The following is a 20,570-nucleotide window of genomic DNA, read 5'->3' on the forward strand; positions in this document are numbered from 1 at the left end:
ACAGTGGTCAGACATCGCTAAGCAGGCCTTCAATGTGCACTTCGTCGGAAACTTTTCCAAGAGGTCTGTTGAGCACTTTTTTTGCGCTAACGACCCCGGGCTTAGACGAAATCCCCACGATTGAAGCCCTACCTAGACTTACGTCCAATGGGCACCCCGGGCACAGGGGCCGACCATGGCTGTTGATCCGACCACAACAAATCCAAAAAGACTGCGGTAATAGTTATGAGTAAAGCGGATGCCTTCACCCAGGCAGGGAAAACCGCGGTGTTGCAGAACATCCACGGCACCATGCAGTTCCTGCAACGGTTCCCGCCGTTCAACCAGATGGAAAACGCCCACCTGGCCTACCTGGTAGAACAATGCCAACTGCGCTTCTACGGGCCTGACGAGAGCATCATCAAGCCCGCCGACGGGCCGGTGGAACACTTCTACATCGTCAAACAGGGCCGAGTGGTCGGCGAACGTCCGCACACGGCCAAGGGCGGCACCGAGACCACCTTCGAGATCACCACCGGCGAATGCTTCCCGCTGGCCGCCCTGCTGGGCGAACGGGCCACGCGTACCGAACACCTGGCGGCCGAGGACACCTTCTGCCTGCAACTGAACAAGCCGTCCTTTATCAAGTTGTTTGCCCTGTCCTCGGTGTTTCGCGACTTCGCCTTGCGCGGGGTCAGCAGCCTGCTGGACCAGGTCAACCAGCAGGTCCAGCAAAAAGCCGTGGAAACCCTCGGCACCCAATACTCGCTCAACACCCGCCTGGGCGAGCTGGCCATGCGTCATCCCGTGACCTGCAGCACCGTCACCCCCCTGCGCGAAGCCGTGACCCTGATGCACGAGCAACAGGTCGGCAGCATCGTGGTGGTGGATGAGCACAAGGCGCCGATCGGTATTTTCACCCTGCGCGACCTGCGCCAGGTGGTAGCCGACGGCACCGATGATTTCACTCAGCCGATCGAACGGCACATGACCCACGGCCCGTTCTACCTGACGCCGGACCACAGCGCGTTCGACGCGGCCATCGCCATGACCGAGCGCCATATCGCCCACGTCTGCCTGGTCAAGGACCAGCGCCTGTGCGGCGTGGTCTCAGAGCGTGACCTGTTTTCCCTGCAACGGGTCGATCTGGTGCACCTGGCGCGTACCATCCGCAATGCCCCACGGGTCGAGAACCTGGTGGCGCTGCGCGGCGAGATCGGGCAACTGGTGGAACGCATGCTGGCCCACGGCGCGTCCTCGACCCAGATCACCCACATCATCACCCTGCTCAACGACCACACCGTGTGCCGGGTGATCGAACTGACCCTGGCCGACCGCGGCGATCCCGGCGTGCCCTTCAGTTGGCTGTGTTTCGGCAGCGAAGGCCGCCGTGAGCAGACCCTGCACACCGACCAGGACAACGGCATTCTGTTCGACGCCCGCGACGCGGCCCACGCTGCCGAGATCCGCGGCAAGCTGCTGCCCCTGGCCCAGCAGATCAATCAAAGCCTGGCGCAGTGCGGCTTTACCCTGTGCAAGGGCAATATCATGGCCGGCAACCCCGAGCTGTGCCTGTCCCGCGCCGAATGGGCCCGACGTTTTTCCGCCTTTATCCGCGAAGCCACCCCGGAAAACCTGCTGGCCTCCAGCATCTACTTCGACCTGCGGGTGGTCTGGGGCGATGAACAAGGCTGCGAGCAACTGCGACGCGGCATCCTCGACCAGGTGGCCGACAACCGGCTGTTCCAGCGCATGCTGGCGGAGAACGCCTTGCGTCAGCGGCCGCCGGTGGGGCGCTTCCGCGAATTTGTGCTGGCGAAAAAGAACGGCGAAAAGGCCACCCTCGACCTCAAGGTCCAGGGCCTGACCCCCTTCGTCGACGGCGCCCGCCTGCTGGCGCTGGCCAACGGCATCAGCGCCAACAACACCCTGGAGCGCCTGCGCCAACTGGTGGCCAGGGAAGTGATCGAGCCCCTGGACGGCGCGGCCTATGAAGAGGCCTACCACTTTATCCAGCAGACCCGCATGCAACAGCACCAGCGGCAAACCCGCGAGAACCTGCCCTACTCCAACCGCGTCGACCCGGACCGCCTCAACCACCTGGACCGGCGCATCCTGCGTGAATCCCTGCGCCAGGCCCAGCGCCTGCAAAGCAGCCTGGCCCTGCGGTATCAGCTATGAGCCTGTTCGCCTGGCTGCGCCCCGCCAGTGCCAGCCTCACCCCCGAACAACAGCAGCGCCGCGACCGCCTGCCGGCCCCGGCGCCATTGGGCGAATGCAGCCTGCGGCAACAGCGCTGGGTGGTGCTGGACCTGGAAACCAGCGGCCTGAACCTCAATCGCGACCAGGTGCTGTCGATCGGTGCGGTGGTGATCGAGGACGGCGCTATCGACTTCAGCCAGCAATTCGAGCGCACCTTACTGCGGGTCGACCACAAGCTCAGCCCCAGCGTGCTGATCCATGGCCTGGGGCCGAGCGCGATTGCCGCCGGTTGTGACCCGGCCCAGGCGTTGCTGGACTTTATGGAGTTTGTCGGCGACAGCCCGGTGCTGGCCTTCCACGCACCCTTCGACCAGCACATGCTCGGTCGGGCGCTGAAAGACAGCCTGGGTTATCGCCTGCAACACAGCTTTATGGATATCGCCGATCTGGCACCGCTGCTGTGCCCTCAAGCCAATATCCGCGAAGCCGGGCTGGATGACTGGATCGACTGGTTCAAGCTGCAAGTGGGCGAACGCCACCATGCCGCCGCCGACGCTCTGGCCACCGCAGAACTGGCGCTGATCCTGTTCAGCCGTGCCCGCCAGCAGCAGATCCACAGCCCGCTGAACCTGCAACAGCGCCTCAACCAGTGGAAGCGCCGTCAGCAGGCGCCTTCTTTCTAACCGGCGGATCTTCGGTGCCGGTCAGGGCAGCGCAGCCTCGCAGGCTCGGCAGCGGCTCCACACCTGGCGGCACCAAGCAACGCCCGCACTCGGCTAAACCCGGCGTCCCTGATGGCCATAACCACAGGTTCCACCCGACAGGCGCCCATTGCGCGGCCGTTGCGCCCCTGCGACAATCGCGAATAATTCTCGTTAGTTTAAACTTCTCGATTGGTGATGCCCGTTGTCGTCAGCCCAAAGCCCCCACAATGAGCTCGTTGGCGCGTTATATCGCGATCATCGCGGCTGGCTGCTGGCTTGGCTGCGACGCAACGTGGCCTGTCCGCAACGGGCCGAAGACCTGAGCCAGGACACCTTCGTCCGCCTGCTGGGCCGCGACGAACTGAACACGCCGCGCGAGCCACGGGCCTTTCTCGTCGCCATCGCCAAGGGCCTGCTGTTCGACTATTTTCGCCGTGCCGCCCTGGAGCAGGCGTACCTCACCGAACTGATGCTGATCCCGGAAGCCGAGCACCCCTCGCCGGAAGAACAGCAGATGATCCTCGAAGACCTCAAGGCCATCGACCGCCTGCTCGGCAAGCTGTCGAGCAAGGCCCGCGCCGCGTTCCTCTATAACCGCCTGGATGGCCTGAGCCACGCCCAGATTGCCGAGCGCCTCGGAGTCTCGGTGCCGCGCGTGCGCCAGTACCTGGCCCAGGGCATCCGTCAGTGCTACGTCGCGCTGTACGGTGAGCCGGTATGAACCCCATCAGCTCCAAGCCGGTTTCGTCCCAGGTGCTGGACGCGGCGATTGCCTGGCAGTTGTCGCTCGATTCCGGCAACGCCGTGGAGCGCGAGGAGTTCGCCAAATGGCACGCCGCCCATGAAGAACATGCCCGGGCCTGGCGCCAGCTGGGCATGCTCGACCAGCGCTTCAGCGTGGCCTCGGGCCCGGCCCGGGTGGCCCTGCTGCAATCGCGCGAAGGGATCCGCCGGCGGGTGCGCAAGCTCGGCAGCGGCCTGGCCAGCGTTGCGCTGATGATCGGCCTGGCGCTGTTCGCCGGGGAACGCTACCTGCCGCTCAACTATTGGCTGGCCGACCAGCGCACGGCCACCGGCGAGCAGCGCACCCTGCACCTGAGCGACGGCACCGTGATCAACCTCAATACCCACAGTGCGCTGGATGTGCGCTTTGACGACAAGCAACGGCGCATCGTGTTGCAGGAAGGCGAGATCCTGATCGAAACCGGCCACGGCGACGCCCGCCCGTTCATTGTCGAAACCGATGACGGACACATGCGCGCCCTCGGCACGCGGTTCCTGGTCAAGCGCGAGGACCAGGGCACCCGCCTGAGCGTGCTGCAGTCCGCCGTCGCCGCTCGTCCGCAGGCGAGCCCCAACGAACAGATCCTCAAGGAAGGCCAGCAGGTACTGATGCGCCGTGACGGGCTCGGCCCGCTCCAGGCCTTGAACGCCGGCGCCGACGCCTGGACCCGCGGCATGCTGGTGGTGGACAACGCACGGCTCGAAGACCTGATCGGCGAACTCGGTCGCTACCGCCGCGGCCACCTGGGCGTGGCCCCGGAAGTCGCCGACCTGCGTATTACCGGCAGCTTCCCGCTGCACAACACCGACCTGGCGCTGACCGCGCTACTGCCGACCCTGCCGGTGCAGATCGAACGGCATACGGCGTGGTGGGTAACGGTGGCTGCCAAGGCCGACGCCAAGCCCTGAAACCCAGCGGTCGGCATTGCCGCCGTGGCCGGCAGGCCTGCGCTGCCCCTCTGCCACACAGGCGCTGGCCAGGTGCAACGGGCGCGATCGAAGCTCGCCTTTATCTAAATCAAAATTATTTTCAGTCAGCCCTATCACTTTTTGCATCTCGTCCGGCACATAGGCAATTGCGAACTATTTCCATTCAGGAGCCGCCGTATGTACCGCTCGCTAGACACCTTGTTGCGCCCCAGCCTGTTGGCCGTGGCCATTGCCCTCTGCACCCCGCTGGCCAGCACTGCGTTGTTGGCCGCCGAGCAGGCGTCCAGCGTGCGTACCTACAACCTGCCGGCCGCGCCCCTGGCCAGCACCCTGAACCAGATCGCCAGCCAGGCTGGCCTGGCCCTGAGCCTGAACCCATCCCTGGCCGCCGGCAAAACCTCGGCCCCGGTCAAGGGCCCGTTCGACGCCCCCGGCGCCCTGCGCGAAGCCCTGCGCGGCACCGGCCTGCAACTGGAGCAAAGCGGCGCCGGCACCTACAGCCTGGCGCCGATCCCGGAGGGCGTGGTGGCGTTGCCGGAAACCAGTATTACCGGTCAGGAAGGTTACGAGAGCGCTTGGGGCCCAGCCGCCGGATATGTCGCCACTCGCACGGCATCCGGGACCAAGACCGATACCCCCATCGTCGAAGCACCGCGCTCGATGTCGGTCGTCACCCGTGAACAATTGGACGAGCGCCAAGTGCTCAACCTCAACGATGCCCTGCGCTACACCGCCGGTGTTCAGAGCAGCGGCTATGGCTCTGACTCGCGTGCCGACTGGTTGCGGATACGCGGTTTCGACCCCACTCAGTTCCTTGATGGCCTGCCACTTCCCAAGGGTTCGTTCTCCAACCCCAAGGTCGAACCCTGGAACCTTGAGCGCATCACCGTGCTGCGCGGCCCGGCTTCATCGGTTTACGGTCAGACGCCACCCGGCGGCATGCTCGACATGATCAGCCGCCGCCCACAGGCTGAAAGCGCCCATCAGCTCGAAGCTCAGGTCGGCAGCAACGAACACAAACAGATCAACTTCGACAGCACCGGCAAGATTGATGACGAAGGCCGCTTCCTGTATCGCGTCAGCGGTGTCGTGCGAGACAGCAACGCGCCGGTCGACCATATCCCGGACAAGCGCTACAACATCGCTCCCAGCCTGACCTGGAACATCGATGAAGACACCAGTCTGACCTTTATCTCCCAGTACACCCGCGACGACACCGGTATCACCGGGCAATTTTTGCCGCTGCAGGGCACCAAACTCGCTTCACCCGCCGGCGCCAGCATTTCCCACCACAAAAACCTCGGCGAACCGGGTTGGGACTTTTACGACCGCACTTACTACGCCCTGGGGTATGCCTTCGAACATCGCCTGGATGATGTGTGGCAGTTCCGGCAGAACCTGCGCTACACCAAGAGCGACCTGTCGTTCCAGGCGGTGAACGTTGCGACCTTCAATACCGTCGACGCCGATGGCAACGTCAACCGTGAGTCCGGCATCGTCAACGAAGACATCAGCCAGTTCGCCGTCGACAACAATTTCCAGGCAGACTTCAACACCGGTGAAATCAGCCACACCCTGTTGCTGGGCCTGGATCACCAGCGCTCGAACACCAACTACCAGTGGCTTTATGGCGGCTCGTACCTCTATGACGCCAGCGGCAACGTGATTGGCAACAATGTGCCACCGATCAATGTGATCAACCCGGTGCATGGCCAAGACATGTCCAATGTCAGCTACTTCGCGCTTCAGGATTTCAGCCAGAAAACCTACCAAACCGGCCTGTACGTCCAGGACCAGATGGCCCTGGACAAATGGCGCCTGACCCTCGGCGGTCGTGAAGACTGGGTACACACCGGCACCACCTTCCATAACAAGGACGATGCAACGAGCACCCAGCGCGACAAGGCCTTTACCGGCAATGCCGGGCTCAGCTATGTCTTCGACAATGGCGTGACCCCTTACATCTCCTACACCGAGTCGTTCCAGCCAAGCACGGGCGCGGCCGTCGATGCCGTCCAATCGTTCAAGCCGACGGTAGGTCGCCAGTACGAGGTGGGGGTGAAGTACCAGCCCGTGGGTAGCAAGAGCCTGCTGACCGCCGCGGTTTACGACCTGCGCCAGGAAAACTCCAAGGTCACCCAGGGCAGCCTGACCCGCCAGGTCGGCGAAGTGCAGGTGCGCGGCCTGGAGCTGGAAGCCACGACCGAAGTCACCGACAACCTCAAACTGATCGGTTCCTACAGCTACACCGACACCAAGATCCTCAAGGGCTTGCCGACCGAAGAAGGTAATCGCATGGCCCTGATTCCGCGCAACCAGGCCACCCTGTGGAGCGACTACACCTGGCATGCAGGCGCGCTCGACGGCTTTGGTGTCGGCGCTGGCGTGCGCTATGTGGGCGATACCTATGGCAACACCACCAATACCCCGGTTGCCCATGTCGGTTCCTATACCGTTTATGACGCGGCCGTGCATTACGACATGGGGCGCCTGGACAACAGCATGAAAGGGCTCACGGTTGCCGTAGAAGCCAAGAACCTGCTCAACAAGGATTACTTGTCCAACTGCGATGGTTACTGGTGCTACTACGGCGACGAACGCAACGTTGTCGCCAGCGTGAATTACAAATTCTAAAAACGGGAAAACCGTGACTAAAGGGCCGCCTCAACCGCGGCCCTTTTGCCTTTGGAGCCGTGATGAAAAGCCAAACCATCCGCCGCTGGTCCTTTATCCACACCTGGACCAGCCTGATCTGTACTGTATTTCTGCTGATGCTGGCCCTGACCGGCCTGCCGCTGATTTTCCACCACGAGATCGATCATCTGCTGGGTGACTCGCCGCAGTTGCGGGAAATGCCCGCCGAGACCCCGCACCTGGACCTGCAGCAACTGGTGCGCGCCGCCGAGGCCCATCGGCCAGGCGAGGTGATGCAGTACTTCGGCTGGGATGAAGACGATCCCAACGGCGTGGTGACGATCATGGCCAAGACCGCCGGCACCGAGCCGAACTCGTCCCACACCTTCATGCTCGACGCCCGCACCGGCGAGGCCGTGGCAATGCCCTCGGCCAATGGCGGGCTGATGATGGTCATGCTGCGCCTGCACGTGGACCTGTTCGCCGGCCTGCCGGGCAAGCTGCTGCTGGCGTTCATGGGCCTGCTGTTCGTGCTGGCGATCATTTCCGGCACCGTGCTGTACCTGCCCTTCATGCGCCGGCTGAAGTTCGCCAGCGTACGCCACGACAAATCCACCCGCCTGCGCTGGCTCGACCTGCATAACCTGATCGGCGTGGTGACCCTGACCTGGGCCCTGGTGGTGGGCGTGACCGGAGTGATCAGCGCCTGCGCCGACCTGATCATCGCCGCCTGGCGCAACGACAGCCTGAGCGCGATGATCGCCCCTTACCGCGACGCGCCACCGCTGACGCAACTGGCCCCGGCCAGCCGTCTGCTGGATATTGCCGCGCAGGCCGCGCCGGGCATGCGCCCGGACTTTATCGCCTTCCCCGGCACGCGCTTTTCCAGCGAGCACCATTACGCGGTGTTCATGAAGGGCAGCAGCCACCTGACCTCGCACCTGCTGACCCCGGTGCTGATCGACGCCGCGACCCTGCAGGTCACTGCCGTGGCCGAACGGCCGTGGTACATGGACGCCATGGGCATGTCCCAGCCGCTGCACTTTGGCGACTATGGCGGCATGCCGATGAAGGTCCTGTGGGCGGTGCTGGATGGGCTGACCATTATCGTCCTGGGCAGCGGCGTGTACCTGTGGCTCGTGCGCCGGCGCAACAGCCGCGTCTTGAACAGCACGCAAAAGGTGGCGCCATGAAGCCCCGGCAGAGCAATTTCTGGAAGGTCTTCAGTGCCCCGCTGCTGATCGGCCTGCTCAGTGCCGTCGGACTCTTCGCCGCCCTGCTGGGCGATGGCGCCTGGGACAGCCTGAGCTGGCTCGGCCTTGGGCTGCCGGCCCTGATCGCCCTGCGCGGATTGCTCGTACCCCGCTAAATCCCCCTCCACGATCCCGCTCTATACCCAGGCGCCCTGCAGTGGCGCCCGGGCCAATTGCGGCCTTCGTTGTACGACGACAGTCCCGCCACAACCCACTGCATCTCGTCAGCCCAGAATAAAAACCCCATTGACAGCCCGTTAAAGGGCTCTTATAACGGAATCCAGTTGTACGACGACACACAACGTAACAATTTGTCGACCCATAAAAATAATTCAAAGAGTGTCCAGCCAATCATGACCCGACTCCGTCTTTCGCCCGCACCGCCCGCCTGTTTCCTGCTGCACGCCGCCCATTCGCCACCGTGATGCCCCTGCGCGCGCCCTTTGGCGCCGCCAACCGGCAACACCCATAAATCCAAGGAAATGATGGTGAAGCGATGAAAATCAAAGGCATCCGCTGGTGGATGGTCGGCCTGGTCACGGCTGGCCTGATGGTCAATTACCTGGCCCGCAATACCCTGTCGGTGGCCGCACCGACCCTGATGAGCGAGATGAACATCTCCACCGAGCAGTACTCGCACATCGTCGTTGCCTGGCAGGTCTGCTACGCCCTGATGCAACCGGTGGCCGGCTACATCATCGATGCCATCGGCACCAAACTGGGCTTCGCGATATTTGCCGTGGCCTGGTCCGTGGCCTGCGCGGCGGCGGCGCTGGCCTCGGGCTGGCAAGGCCTGGCGGTGGTTCGTGGCCTGCTCGGCCTGACCGAAGCGGCCGGGCTGCCGGCAGCGGTCAAGGCTTCCACCGAATGGTTTCCAGCCAAGGAGCGCTCGGTGGCCATCGGCTGGTTCAACATCGGCTCGTCGATCGGCGCGCTGCTGGCCCCTCCTTTGGTGGTCTGGGCGATTCTCAACAGTGGCTGGGAGCTGGCGTTCCTGATCGTCGGCGCCATGGGCATCATCTGGAGCTTCCTGTGGCTGGTGCTGTACAAACACCCACGGGACCAGAAGCTGCTGAGCGAGCGTGAGCGCGACTACATCCTCAGTGGCCAGGAAGAGCACTTCAAGGATCCAAATCCGAAAAAAGGCAGCTGGAAAAAGATCATCGGCAACCGCAACTTCTACGCCATCGCCGGCGCGCGCATGTTGTCGGAACCGGCCTGGCAGACCTTCAACGCCTGGATCCCGCTGTACCTGATGACCGAGCGCCACATGAACATCAAGGAAATCGCGATGTTCGCCTGGCTGCCGTTCCTCGCCGCAGACCTGGGTTGCGTGCTGGGGGGATACCTGAGCCCGTTCTTCCACCGCTACTGCAAGGTGTCGCTGTTCACCTCGCGCAAGATGGTGCTGTTCTTTGGCGCCTCGTGCATGATCGGCCCGGCCTGCATCGGCCTCGTGGCAAGCCCCTACACCGCGATTGCCCTGCTGTGCGTCGGCGGCTTCGCCCACCAGACCCTGTCCGGGGCGTTGTATGCCATTACCTCGGATTCGTTCGGCAAGAATGAAGTGGCCACCGCCACCGGCATGGGCGGGATGTTCGGTTACCTGGGCGCTGCGGCATTCACCCTGGTGTTTGGCGTGATGGTGACCAAGATCGGCTACAGCCCGCTGTTCGTGGTGCTGGCGATTTTCGACATCATCGCCGCCCTGGTCGTGTGGAACGTCGCTCGCGAACTCAAGCCCACCCCGGCCTCACCCGCCAACAGCAACACCCCGGGCGCCCAATTGAAACCCGCGCTCTGAGTGACCCCCTATAGCCGCTGCCGAGCCTCGCGAGGCTGGGCAGCGGCTACAGGGCCGGGTTGGCGGAGGTGGTGGAGGTGACGGGATGGTATTTGGGGAAGCGGCGCAGGACATAGGCGATGCGGGCCAGGTCGATCAGGATCACCGGCACAAACCACAGGTTCTCCGACACTGCGCCAGAGGCCACCAGCAACGTGAAACCGCTCAGCAACAACAACGGCAGATGACACAGGGCCAGCGCCCGATGCAGCCTGGCACTCACGCCCTTGCGTGCCCTGAGGCAAAACACGCCAAAGCCTGCCACCAGCCATAAGGCCGCCGGAAGCACCAGCATCCAGCCAATGTAGGCAAACATCACCACGAACTCCGGTTCTCCCTCACCCTTGCGCCGAAACTCGCTGTCGAGTGCGATAACCACCGCCAGCCCGTACAGCGCCAGCAAGGCCAACGTCAGCACCGTGTGCTTGAAATACAACCTGCGCATCCTGCATTCCCTGGTTTGAAAGAGTGTCCGGCCGGCACGATACAGATCAATCGCCCGGCCCTGTAGCGCTGTTTACCGATGGCGGCCGGCGCCTTCGCTCAAGCCTTCGGCCCCGGTGCCGATTGCCCCGGCGGTGCAGGCCACGCCGCAGCGACCGGAGCGTCCAGCAACACCCACTGGCGGCGGCTACCCGCCGGCCGTCGCAGAGGCGGTAATTGCTCCAAAGGGAACAACCCGGCAATGCGCTGTGCCAACGCCTCTCCCTCTGCCTGATCTTCACGCAACCCCAATGATCTACACATGAACCGTCTCCAGATCGAACTCCAGTGGCTTGGCTGCACGGGTCTGGGCAATGCCATACCAGTCCAGCTTGCGGGTCAGCACCATGAACACACCCAGCAGCCCGAACAGCAGCAGCGAGCCCATCAACAGTGCGTAGTCTTCAGCGCTCAGCAAGCCAAAGAGCAGGCCGTACAGGGCCGCCAGGCCGACCGCGAACGCTGAACCGTGACGCCAGCTGTGCAAAACGTGGCTGACGTAAAAGCCGATCAGCAACACGCAGGCGCCGGCCGACAGCAGGTACGCCAGGGTGAACCCGAGGTGCTCCGACAGCGACAGCAGCAACAGGTAGAAGAAGGCCAGCGCCACCCCCACCAGGGCGTATTGGATCGGGTGCACCGCCAGGCTCTTGAGCACTTCGAACAGGAAGAACCCGGCAAAGGTCAGGCCGATGAACAGCAACGCGTATTTGATCGCCCGGTCGCTCTTGAGGTACTGGTCCACCGGGTCGATAAAGCTCACGCCGAAGTTGCGGCTGTTGAAATCACCGCACTGCTCGCTCATGGCCACGCAGCGATCCATGGCCTGCTGCAGGTTGGTGGAGAAGAACGAGGTCTGCCAGGTGGCGGAAAAACCCTGCTCGGTGATTTCACGCTGGGCCGGCAGGTAGTTGCCGATAAAGCTCGGATGCGGCCAGTTGGCCATCAACTGCACCTTGCTGGTCTTGCCCACCGGCACCACCGACAACTGCCCGGTGCCTTGCAGGCGCAGTTCGAAACCGAAATCCAGCTGGGTGGGTTTCTTCACGTCCAGCGGCGGCAACATCACGTGCACGCCCTCGTCCAGCCAGCTGACATAGGTGCCTGGGGCAAAGTCCAGGGTCTGGCCGTTGAGTTCCAGTTTCAGGGCATTTTCAATACCGCGGATGTCGCTGATGCCCACCGCCAGGAAGGCCCGGTCGAACTGATAGTCGGCAAAGTCTTCGCTGATGCCGTACTGCGCGGGAATGGCAAATTGGCCGCTGAGGTGGGTGTTGGCGTGAAACAGCCGGGCCTCGTAGATCCCCCGGGCGCGCAGTTCGGTCTGCGCCTGGCCATTGAGCTCGAAGTGCTCGGGCAGGAAAAACAACCGGCCCTGTTTCTCGACAATGTATTCAGAGCGCTTTTTGGTTTTTTCATCGACCCGCCAGGTACGGACCTTCTTGCGGTAGTCGACCACCATCACCGGGCCGGTCACCCGTTGGCTACCACTGGAGCTGCGGGCGATCTCGTCGAGCACGCCGTCGCGCAATTGCTGACGGTCGTCGATCAGGCCGTTGATCATCAGCAAGGGGATCAGCAGTAGCAGGATCAACAGGGCAATCGCCCCCAGTTTTACGGTCAAGCTGCGGTTCATGGATTCTCTCCCGATTCGTATGAGAGAGAGTCTGGGCCGCCCATATGGGGGCTTTATGAGGGCAATGTGGAGACTGTGTGGAGATTTTCGTACCCCTGTGCCGCTGCCGAGCCCGCGAGGCTGCGACTACAGGGCACGGTAGTTATCGAGGGAGGTGGAGGGTGACTTGCACGCCGCCGGGAACGTTGCCGATGGTCATGCGGCCACCGTGCAGTTGCACCACTTCTTCGACGAAGTTCAGCCCCAGGCCAGTGCTTTTGCGCCCACTGTCCGGGCGTGGCAGGGAGTAGAAGCGCTCGCAGAGGCGGGCCAGGGCATACTCCGGAATCGCCTCGGCCTGGTTGAACAGGCTGAACTCGACCTGCGCACCCAGTTGCTTGGCAAAGAACCGCAGCACGCCCTGGGCCGGGGTGAAGTCCAGGGCGTTTTCCAGCAGATTGCCAATGGCCTGGCGCAACAGGAACGGCTCACCGATCAGGGTCAGATTCGGGTCGATGCGCTGTTCGATCTGCAATTGCTTGCGCTCGATCCGCGCGCTCTGGCTTTGCAGCAACTCATCGATCAGGGTCGCCAACGGCACCTCGACTCGCTCTTCCAGCCCCTGGCGCTGTTCGACCTGGGCCAGGTCCAGCAGGCGTTCGATCAACTGCTGCATGCGTGCGCTTTCACTGCCGATGTTGCCGACAAAGCGCTGCTGCTGCTCCACCGGCATCTCGCCCTGCAGCAACTCCGCGGCGCCACGAATCGCCGCCAGCGGGCTTTTCAATTCGTGGGTCAGGGTATGCACATAACGTTCGACGTAGGCCTTGCCCTCAAGCTGGGTGCGCATGTGCTCCACCGCCGTGGCCAGTTGCTCCAGCTCACCACCACGGTAATGCGGCAACGCGGCGCGCCGGCCTTCGCTGACCGCCTGGGCATAGGCGGTCAGGCGGCGCAACGCCGCGCTGAGCCACCAGGACAGCAACGCGCCGAACAGCAGGCCCAGGGCAATCAGGCCGATGCCGTACCACACCAGACGGCGTTCGGTGCGGTCGACATAAGGCTGCAACGAGCTGTTGGGTTTGGCCACGGTGACCACGCCGATGATCTTGCCCTTGTCACGGATCGGCGCGCCCACGTGCATGACCGACGAGTTCGGATCATCGGCCACCGCCCGCGACGAACGCGCACCGTACTGGCCGCGCAAGGTCAGGTACACGTCGTTCCAGCGCGAATAATCCTGGCCCACCGCGACTCCGCTGGAGTCCAGCACCACCTTGCCCTGGTCGTCGGTGACATAGATGCGGTGGTTGACCTGGTTCTTCGGCAGGCCCCAGATACTGGCCGCCGGCTGCCGCTCGCCGTAGGCCTCGAGCAGTTGCGGCCAGCGGTTTTCATTGAGGGTGCCGGCCTTGAAGTCATCGCGCAGGATCTCGGCCATCAGGTTGGCGGTGTCCACCAGGGTTTCTTCGGTGGATTGGCGCACCCCGGGACGGATTTCCTCCATCACGGTGCTGAGCACAAAGTAGCTGGTCAGGCCGATAAACAGCGCATAGACCAGAAAGATCCGGATGCCGAGGGACATCAGCTATGACTCGGGCTGTAGCTGTAACCCAGGCCGCGGTGGGTCTGGATCGGCTCGGCGGTGGCGGCCACCAGGCGCAATTTGGCGCGCACACTCTTGATATGACTGTCGATGCTGCGCTCGTAACCGGCGTCCGCCGCCACCCCCAGGGCATCGAGCAACTGTTCGCGACTGAAGACCCGCTCCGGCTGCTCCAGCAGGCACTGCAACAGGCGAAACTCGTGACGGGTCAGGCTCAGGGGCTGGTTGCGGTAGCTGATCTGCACCCGCTCGGCGTCCACCACAAACAGCGCCGAAGCCGGTTCAGCAATGGCCCGCGGCCCCATGCGCTTGAGAATTGCCTTGACCCGCGCCGCCACCTCGCGCGGGCTGAACGGCTTGACCACGTAATCGTCAGCGCCGATTTCCAGGCCCACCACCCGGTCGATTTCACCGTCGCGGGCGCTGAGAAACATCACCGGCACCTCGCTGAAGCGCCGCAGTTGCTTGCAGGTTTCAAAGCCGCTGATATCGGGCAGGCCGATGTCGAGAATGATCAGGTCCGCCGGCGTCGCCCGCTGATGTTCCAGCGCCGCCTGCCCCAGGCTCAGCCAGGTGGTGCTGAAACCTTCGCCTTGCAGGGCGAAAATCAGCGTATCGGCTATCGCCGCTTCGTCTTCGACAATCAGGATATGGGGCATGGCGTCCGGGCACAGGAGTTGAATGCCCGAACGGTGCCGGATGCCTCAGGCCGCGTCAATCAGATGCAGCAGCCATCAGCAGTCAGGTTTGTCTGCGGTGTAGCGCCGGGCCGGGTTCACCGCCGCGCCAAATTCACGCAGGGCCTTGGCGCCGATCAGCAACGGGTAGTTGAAGCTGCTGCGGTCGGTCAGGTTGACCTCCACCGTGCGCTTGACGTTGCCCAGGCACATTTCCAGGTCGACCACCGGACGCTTGGCGGACTGCGGCTCGTCCTTCTCGTCATCTTCGTCGGAGCGACTCTTGATCTTGCTGATCCGCGCCACCTTGTGTTCGTAGACCTTGTTATCGGCGTCCTTGGTGGCCAGGCGAAAGCGCACCCAGTCCTCGCCGTCACGGGTGAAGGTCTCGATGTCCTTGGCCGACAGCGAGGCGGTCAGGGCCCCGGTGTCCATCTTGGCCTTGAGGGTTTCACCGATTTCCGGCAAGCGAATGTTTTCGTAGCGCCCGTAGAGGGTCGGCTCGGCGGCCATGACCGGCAGGGCCAGGAGGGACAAAAGAGCAAGGACGGCTTTCACGTGGTGGGGTTCCTTGAAGAGTGGGCAGCGGGATTTTAGACCCTTGCCGCTGAATTCGTTCGCCAGCGCCACCGTGTTAGCGGCGCAGCGAATGAAAAGCATACCCGGCCTTGGGTGAAACATTCGTCAGCACACTGGGATTTGGCCTGTTCGCCGAAGCTGCTTATCATGGCGCGCCAAAATGATTTCAAGAGTGCCTTATGCGCCGCCTGCTCACCGGCTGTTTCGTCACCCTGCTGCTGTTGCTCAACACCCTGGTCCTGTTCGGCCCGCTGATGGTGTTTGCCCTGCTCAAGCTGGTCCTGCCGGGGCGCCTGCGCGATTACGCATCCTGGGCGGTGATGTGGATCGCCGAAACCTGGGCCGAGATCGACAAGATGATTTTCGCCCTGTGCATCCCCACCCGGTGGGATATTCGCGGCGGCGAGGGGCTGCGGGTCGACACCTCCTACCTGGTGATCAGCAATCACCAGTCCTGGGTCGATATTCCGGCGCTGATCCAGACCCTCAACCGGCGTACGCCGTTCTTCAAGTTCTTCCTCAAGAAGGAACTGATCTGGGTCCCGTTCCTGGGCCTGGCCTGGTGGGCGCTGGACTACCCCTTCATGAAGCGCTACAGCAAGGCCTTCCTGGCCAAACACCCGCAGTTGCAAGGCAAGGACCTGGACATCACCCGCGCCGCCTGCGAGCTGTTCAAGCGCCAGCCGGTGACCGTGGTCAACTACCTGGAAGGCACCCGTTTCACCCCGGCCAAGCGCGCGCAGCAACAGTCACCTTTCACCCATTTGCTCAAGCCCAAGGCCGGCGGCGTGGCCTTTGTGCTGGCGGCGATGGGTGAACAGCTGGATGCGATTCTGGATGTGACCGTGGTCTATCCACAGCCGACGATTCCGGGCTTCTGGGACCTGATCAGCGGCGCGGTGCCCAAGGTCATCATCGACATCCGCACCCGCGAGCTGGACCCGGCGTTGTGGCAGGGCGACTACGAAAACGATCCGGCCTTCCGCCAGCAGATCCAGAACTGGGTCAACCAGCTCTGGACCGAGAAGGATCAGCGCATCGCCCAATTGCGCGCCGAGGGCAACTGATCAGCTGCCAGTGCCCCAGATGCCGCTCAGGCTTTGCAGCAACGAACCACCGACGCCCTGCTGCCCCAGGTATTGCAGGATCAACGGCGCAAACTGGCCGATCATGCCGCTGTCCATGCCCAGGGCGCCGAAGGTGTTGTTCAGGTCGTTGGTGTTTTTCACATTGCCCAGCAGCCCGTACAGGGCCGGGGATTTGGCCGAATCACCGAGCAAGCCACCCAAACCGCCAAGCCCGCCGAGGGCATTGTTGCCAGTCAGTTGATCAAGGCCGGGCACGCTTTTCGCCAATTGCGCGTAATCGGTGGAGCTGAGCCGGTTTTTTGCCAGGCCGAGCATGGCTCCGGCGCCGCCCACTGCCTGCTCCGGCGACACGTTCAATTGCGAACCCAGGGTATCGAGCAAGCCGGCCGCTTGCGGGGTGGTGGCCGCCTCGCCGGCCTTGTTGCCCTGGGCGCCGGCAATGGCTCCGGCCACATCACCCAGGTTGAACCCCGCAAACACCGGGCTCGCAGCCAGGGTCATCAGCGAAGCCAGTAGCAAACCGCGTGAAATCTTCATCGAGCCAACCTCAGTGAACGCTGCGCCATCCTCAAGAGTGGGATGGAAAACAGTTTTTTGACTGAATTCCCGAAGTAATGTTCCGAACGCTGGTCGGCGCGAGACGGGAACAGCGCTCCTGAAAAAAAACCAACGGGGTGCATCCGCCAGCTGCTTGCCCACGTATATCCAAGGGCCTGGAGGACACCCTGATGAATGGAACAACCGCCCACCCTGGACTAACCTCAAGCCACCTTCGCGGCCCGTCGCCTTGGGCTCACCCCTGGACTGCCTGGAGAACGGTTATTTCCACTGTCGATACCGATCAGCTCAGACAGCTGCTGGCCCAGTGTTCACTGGGTGACCGGCACGCCTTCGAAACCCTGTACCGCAGCGTCGCGCCGCGACTGCACGGGGTAGCCCTGCGCTTCATGGGCCGCCGCGACCTGGCGGAAGAGGTGTTGCAGGAAAGCTTCGTGCGCATCTGGAACAACGCCTCGCGCTACCAGGCGCACCTGTCCGCGCCGCTGACCTGGATGATCAACATCACTCGCAATCAGGCCATCGACCAGTTGCGCAAACACCGCGAACGCCCCCTGGGCGCACTGGAAGAACAACAGCTGGAGGATCAAAGCCTATCGGCCCACGAGCAACTGGACCGCGCCCGCGATGCCAGCGCCTTGAACCGCTGCCTGGCGACCCTGGAAAGCATGCAGCGCCAGTCCATCAGCGTGGCCTACTTCCAGGGCCTGTCGTGCTCGGAATTGGCCGAACACCTGGCCGCGCCCCTGGGCTCGGTCAAGTCGTGGATTCGTCGCGGCATGGAGCGCCTGCGCAGGTGCCTTGAATCATGAATTACCAGACCCCCGCCCTGCGCCGCGCCCTCGCCGCCGACTACAGCATCGGCCTGATGCAGGGCGCGGCCCGACGCCGCTTCGAGCAATGGCTGCTGGATGACGCGGCCTTGCGCGCCGAAGTGGCGCAATGGCAGGAACACCTCGCCAGCCTGACCCACACACTCCCGGAGCAGGAAGTGCCGGAGCGAGTGTGGCAGGCGATCCAGGCCCGCATCGAACCGCAACGCCTGCACGTGCCGCCCAAGCAATCCCTGTGGATGCGCCTGCGCCTGGCAGTCGCTGCCTGTGCGGTGCTGGCCTCGCTGTATATCGGTTTCATCTACCAGAGCGACAGCGTGCGCTACAGCGCCACCCTGCTCAGCGCCAGCCAGCAACCGGCGTTGCAGATCCAGGCCCATGGCCAATACCTGCAGGTCGACCCCCTGGCCCTGGCCACCGTCGGCCTGGATCGCAGCCTGGAGCTGTGGGCCATACCGGCCGACGGCAAACCCATCTCCCTGGGCGTGGTGCCGGTGGGTGGCAAGGGCCGGATCAACCTGAGCCAGGCCCAACGCGATCTGCTGGGCACCCCCATCGCCCTGGCCGTCAGCCTCGAACCCCACGGCGGCTCGCCCACCGGGCAACCGACCGGGCCGGTGTTGTATCAGGGGCCATTGGTGGCGTTGTGAGCCTCAGTGGTGGGCATGAAAAATCAGTCCCGAGATGGCGTTCGAACCCAAGCTGATTGAAAATGCCGCGCAAACCCCTTGGCCTCAGACCGGCCAAGGGGTGCTGGTGTGAAGGACTCACCCTTTTTCGGCGTTATAAGCGAAGCACAATGAAACGTTTTCTGTATGTTTGCGGCCTGCTGGGCCTGGCAACACTGGTTGGCATCTGGAGAATGGGCACTCCGGTCGATGAGGCGGTCTGCAGCGCCGAATCAACCACCTCCGGCCCCTTGGGCACGGTTATCAGCCAATACGCCGACGCCACGGGTGGGGCCGATTGGAGAGACAACGGCAGCCCCTTCACCGTTCTCGAACTACCCGCCGCCCACGCCCTCGCACGCGAACCCCGGCAGCACTACTGCGAAGCCCTGAGCCTTCTGCAAAACCCCCAGCGCACGCCCACCGAAAAGGTGCACACCGTGATGGTGATGCTTGGCCTGCCTATCGATTATTACCTCGGCTTTATGGATCGCAGTCATGAGCTGTATCAGCGTGGGCTTATCGATGCCTCGGTGCTGGGCTTCGTCATGACCCCGAGGGGTACCGCACTCAACTACTGGTGGCTGCCGCAATGGCGATCGCGCTATCAACGCGATGCCCTCGGGTTATATAGCCAGGCGCAGATTGAAGACGTGCTATCCGGTTCGCATTGGTTTGACTACCCGGGGCGGGGGTTTTGAGCGGTTCAGATTGAAGCTGTTTTTCCACCCATCAGCCGCTCGACAGGCGCTGGGGCTGCAAAATGACATCCATACACCTGACACGCCACGGCACCCGATGGGTGCCAGCGCAGGCTACCGGTCGGCTGGGGGGCGGAGAAAAAAAAGGGCGACCCGTGGGTCGCCCTGTTTGTTGCGGCTGGAATTAAGCAGCGCTGAAGAGTTTGTGCGGGTCGATGACGAATTTCTTCGGTACGCCGGCATCGAATTCGCCGTAGCCGCGAGGGGCGTCGTCGAGGCTGATGACTTCGACCCCGACAATGTCGGCGATTTTGATCCGGTCCCACATGATGGCTTGCATCAATTGGCGGTTGTACTTCATCACCGGGGTCTGACCGGTGTGGAAGCTGTGGGATTTGGCCCAGCCCAGGCCGAAGCGAATGCTCAGGCTGCCCATTTTGGCTGCGGCGTCCACCGCACCCGGGTCTTCGGTCACGTACAGGCCGGGAATCCCGATCTTGCCCGCCACCCGCACCACGCCCATCAACGAGTTGAGCACGGTGGCCGGGGCCTCGTGCTTGACCCCGTCATGCCCATGACCACGGGCTTCGAAGCCCACGGCGTCCACCGCGCAATCGACTTCCGGCTCGCCGAGCAAGGCCGCGATCTGTTCGTGCAGCGGGGTGTCCTTGGACAGGTCGGCGATTTCAAAACCCTGGGCCTTGGCGTGGGCCAGGCGGATCGGGTTCACGTCACCAATGATCACCACCGCCGCCCCCAGCAAGCGGGCAGACGCCGCAGCCGCCAGGCCGACCGGGCCGGCACCGGCCACATACACCGTACTGCCAGGCCCTACGCCCGCCGTCACGGCACCGTGGTAACCGGTGGGCAGAATGTCGGAGAGGCAGGTCAGGTCGCGGATTTTCTCCATGGCCTTGTCGCGGTCCGGCAGCTTCAGCAGGTTGAAGTCGGCGTAAGGCACCAGCACATATTCAGCCTGGCCGCCGGTCCAGTCGCCCATGTCGACATAGCCATAGGCACCGCCAGGGCGGGCCGGGTTGACGCTCAAGCAAACCCCGGTGTGCTGCTCCTTGCAGGAACGGCAGCGACCGCATGCCACGTTGAACGGCACCGACACCAGATCGCCGAGCTTCAGGTTCTCGACGTCGCTGCCCTTCTCGATCACTTCGCCGGTAATTTCATGCCCCAGAACCAGGCCGGTCTGGGCGGTGGTACGGCCGCGCACCATGTGTTGGTCGGAGCCGCAGATGTTGGTGGAAACCACGCGCAGGATGACGCCGTGCTCAATCTTCCTGCCACGGGGGTCCTGCATTTTGGGATAGTCGATTTTCTGTACTTCGACCTTGCCGTTGCCGAGATACACGACGCCACGATTACCAGACATGCAAGTCACCTCTGTAGTTGTTGTTGTGAAGAGATTTGAAGCAGCTTCAA

At 63.2% G+C, this 20,570-nt stretch carries 18 protein-coding genes and 1 pseudogene; 12 read left to right on the plus strand and 7 right to left on the minus strand.

Translation table 11 applies throughout. The annotated features are described in order from the left end of the window. Positions 1-225: 225 nt before the first annotated feature. The 8 genes from AC19YX_RS13550 (at position 226) to AC19YX_RS13585 (ending at position 10,289) form a co-directional block, all read left to right on the plus strand. Positions 226-2,160 (plus strand): putative nucleotidyltransferase substrate binding domain-containing protein, encoded by a 1,935-nt coding sequence (locus tag AC19YX_RS13550; RefSeq protein ID WP_500606447.1) that lies wholly within the window; start codon positions 226-228, stop codon positions 2,158-2,160. After that, entirely contained in the window at positions 2,157-2,864 is a 708-nt protein-coding gene (locus tag AC19YX_RS13555; RefSeq protein WP_500606448.1) for a 3'-5' exonuclease, read from the plus strand. Before AC19YX_RS13550 ends, AC19YX_RS13555 begins: the two co-directional genes overlap by 4 nt. A 223-nt stretch (positions 2,865-3,087) precedes the next feature. Beyond that, the gene (locus AC19YX_RS13560) at positions 3,088-3,606 is read left to right on the plus strand and encodes an RNA polymerase sigma factor (protein ID WP_500606449.1); all 519 of its coding nucleotides are present in this window, start codon (positions 3,088-3,090) and stop codon (positions 3,604-3,606) included. Beyond that, a complete protein-coding gene (locus tag AC19YX_RS13565; protein ID WP_500606450.1) occupies positions 3,603-4,577 on the plus strand; it encodes a FecR domain-containing protein in 975 nt (324 codons plus the stop codon). Before AC19YX_RS13560 ends, AC19YX_RS13565 begins: the two co-directional genes overlap by 4 nt. A 198-nt stretch (positions 4,578-4,775) precedes the next feature. Beyond that, a complete protein-coding gene (locus AC19YX_RS13570; RefSeq protein ID WP_500606451.1) occupies positions 4,776-7,232 on the plus strand; it encodes a TonB-dependent siderophore receptor in 2,457 nt (818 codons plus the stop codon). A gap of 62 nt (positions 7,233-7,294) precedes the next feature. Continuing rightward, complete coding sequence (locus AC19YX_RS13575; protein ID WP_201128325.1) at positions 7,295-8,425, plus strand: PepSY-associated TM helix domain-containing protein; 1,131 nt, start codon at positions 7,295-7,297, stop codon at positions 8,423-8,425. Beyond that, the gene (locus AC19YX_RS13580) at positions 8,422-8,601 is read left to right on the plus strand and encodes a hypothetical protein (protein WP_078472812.1); all 180 of its coding nucleotides are present in this window, start codon (positions 8,422-8,424) and stop codon (positions 8,599-8,601) included. The genes AC19YX_RS13575 and AC19YX_RS13580 overlap by 4 nt, the downstream gene beginning before the upstream one ends. 380 nt (positions 8,602-8,981) lie before the next feature. Then, positions 8,982-10,289, plus strand: a complete 1,308-nt coding sequence (locus tag AC19YX_RS13585; protein WP_500606452.1) for an MFS transporter — start codon at positions 8,982-8,984, stop codon at positions 10,287-10,289. Positions 10,290-10,335: 46 nt separating this feature from the next. On the opposite strand, the pseudogene AC19YX_RS13590 reads toward AC19YX_RS13585, so the two are convergent. From AC19YX_RS13590 to rloA2, 5 genes and pseudogenes are all read right to left on the minus strand, one after another. Continuing rightward, positions 10,336-10,827: pseudogene (locus tag AC19YX_RS13590) on the minus strand (hypothetical protein); the annotation flags it as partial. Between the two features lie 240 nt (positions 10,828-11,067). Next, a complete protein-coding gene (creD, locus tag AC19YX_RS13595; protein ID WP_078472809.1) occupies positions 11,068-12,447 on the minus strand; it encodes a cell envelope integrity protein CreD in 1,380 nt (459 codons plus the stop codon). 142 nt (positions 12,448-12,589) lie between these two features. Next, positions 12,590-14,011, minus strand: a complete 1,422-nt coding sequence (gene creC / locus AC19YX_RS13600; RefSeq protein WP_078472808.1) for a two-component system sensor histidine kinase CreC — start codon at positions 14,009-14,011, stop codon at positions 12,590-12,592. Continuing rightward, the gene (gene creB / locus AC19YX_RS13605) at positions 14,011-14,691 is read right to left on the minus strand and encodes a two-component system response regulator CreB (protein WP_078472807.1); all 681 of its coding nucleotides are present in this window, start codon (positions 14,689-14,691) and stop codon (positions 14,011-14,013) included. Before creB ends, creC begins: the two co-directional genes overlap by 1 nt. Before the next feature lie 75 nt (positions 14,692-14,766). Beyond that, a complete protein-coding gene (gene rloA2, locus AC19YX_RS13610; protein ID WP_020295390.1) occupies positions 14,767-15,267 on the minus strand; it encodes a retropepsin-like aspartic peptidase RloA2 in 501 nt (166 codons plus the stop codon). A 200-nt stretch (positions 15,268-15,467) separates the two neighbouring features. Here rloA2 and yihG point away from each other — a divergent pair, with 200 nt between their 5' ends. Next, positions 15,468-16,355 (plus strand): 1-acylglycerol-3-phosphate O-acyltransferase, YihG family, encoded by an 888-nt coding sequence (gene yihG / locus AC19YX_RS13615; RefSeq protein WP_500606453.1) that lies wholly within the window; start codon positions 15,468-15,470, stop codon positions 16,353-16,355. On the opposite strand, the gene AC19YX_RS13620 is transcribed toward yihG, so the two are convergent. Beyond that, positions 16,356-16,913 (minus strand): DUF2780 domain-containing protein, encoded by a 558-nt coding sequence (locus tag AC19YX_RS13620; RefSeq protein WP_500606454.1) that lies wholly within the window; start codon positions 16,911-16,913, stop codon positions 16,356-16,358. A gap of 191 nt (positions 16,914-17,104) precedes the next feature. On the opposite strand from AC19YX_RS13620, the gene AC19YX_RS13625 reads away from it, so the two are divergent. From AC19YX_RS13625 to AC19YX_RS13635, 3 genes are all read left to right on the plus strand, one after another. Then, entirely contained in the window at positions 17,105-17,746 is a 642-nt protein-coding gene (locus AC19YX_RS13625; RefSeq protein ID WP_201128331.1) for a sigma-70 family RNA polymerase sigma factor, read from the plus strand. Next, complete coding sequence (locus tag AC19YX_RS13630) at positions 17,743-18,417, plus strand: anti-sigma factor (protein ID WP_500606455.1); 675 nt, start codon at positions 17,743-17,745, stop codon at positions 18,415-18,417. Before AC19YX_RS13625 ends, AC19YX_RS13630 begins: the two co-directional genes overlap by 4 nt. A gap of 149 nt (positions 18,418-18,566) precedes the next feature. Further along, the gene (locus AC19YX_RS13635) at positions 18,567-19,136 is read left to right on the plus strand and encodes a hypothetical protein (RefSeq protein WP_500606456.1); all 570 of its coding nucleotides are present in this window, start codon (positions 18,567-18,569) and stop codon (positions 19,134-19,136) included. A 184-nt stretch (positions 19,137-19,320) separates the two neighbouring features. On the opposite strand, the gene fdhA is transcribed toward AC19YX_RS13635, so the two are convergent. Continuing rightward, a complete protein-coding gene (fdhA, locus tag AC19YX_RS13640; RefSeq protein WP_020295384.1) occupies positions 19,321-20,520 on the minus strand; it encodes a formaldehyde dehydrogenase, glutathione-independent in 1,200 nt (399 codons plus the stop codon). Positions 20,521-20,570 lie beyond the last annotated feature (50 nt).

The sequence above is a fragment of the Pseudomonas sp. MF09150 genome (assembly GCF_059862355.1).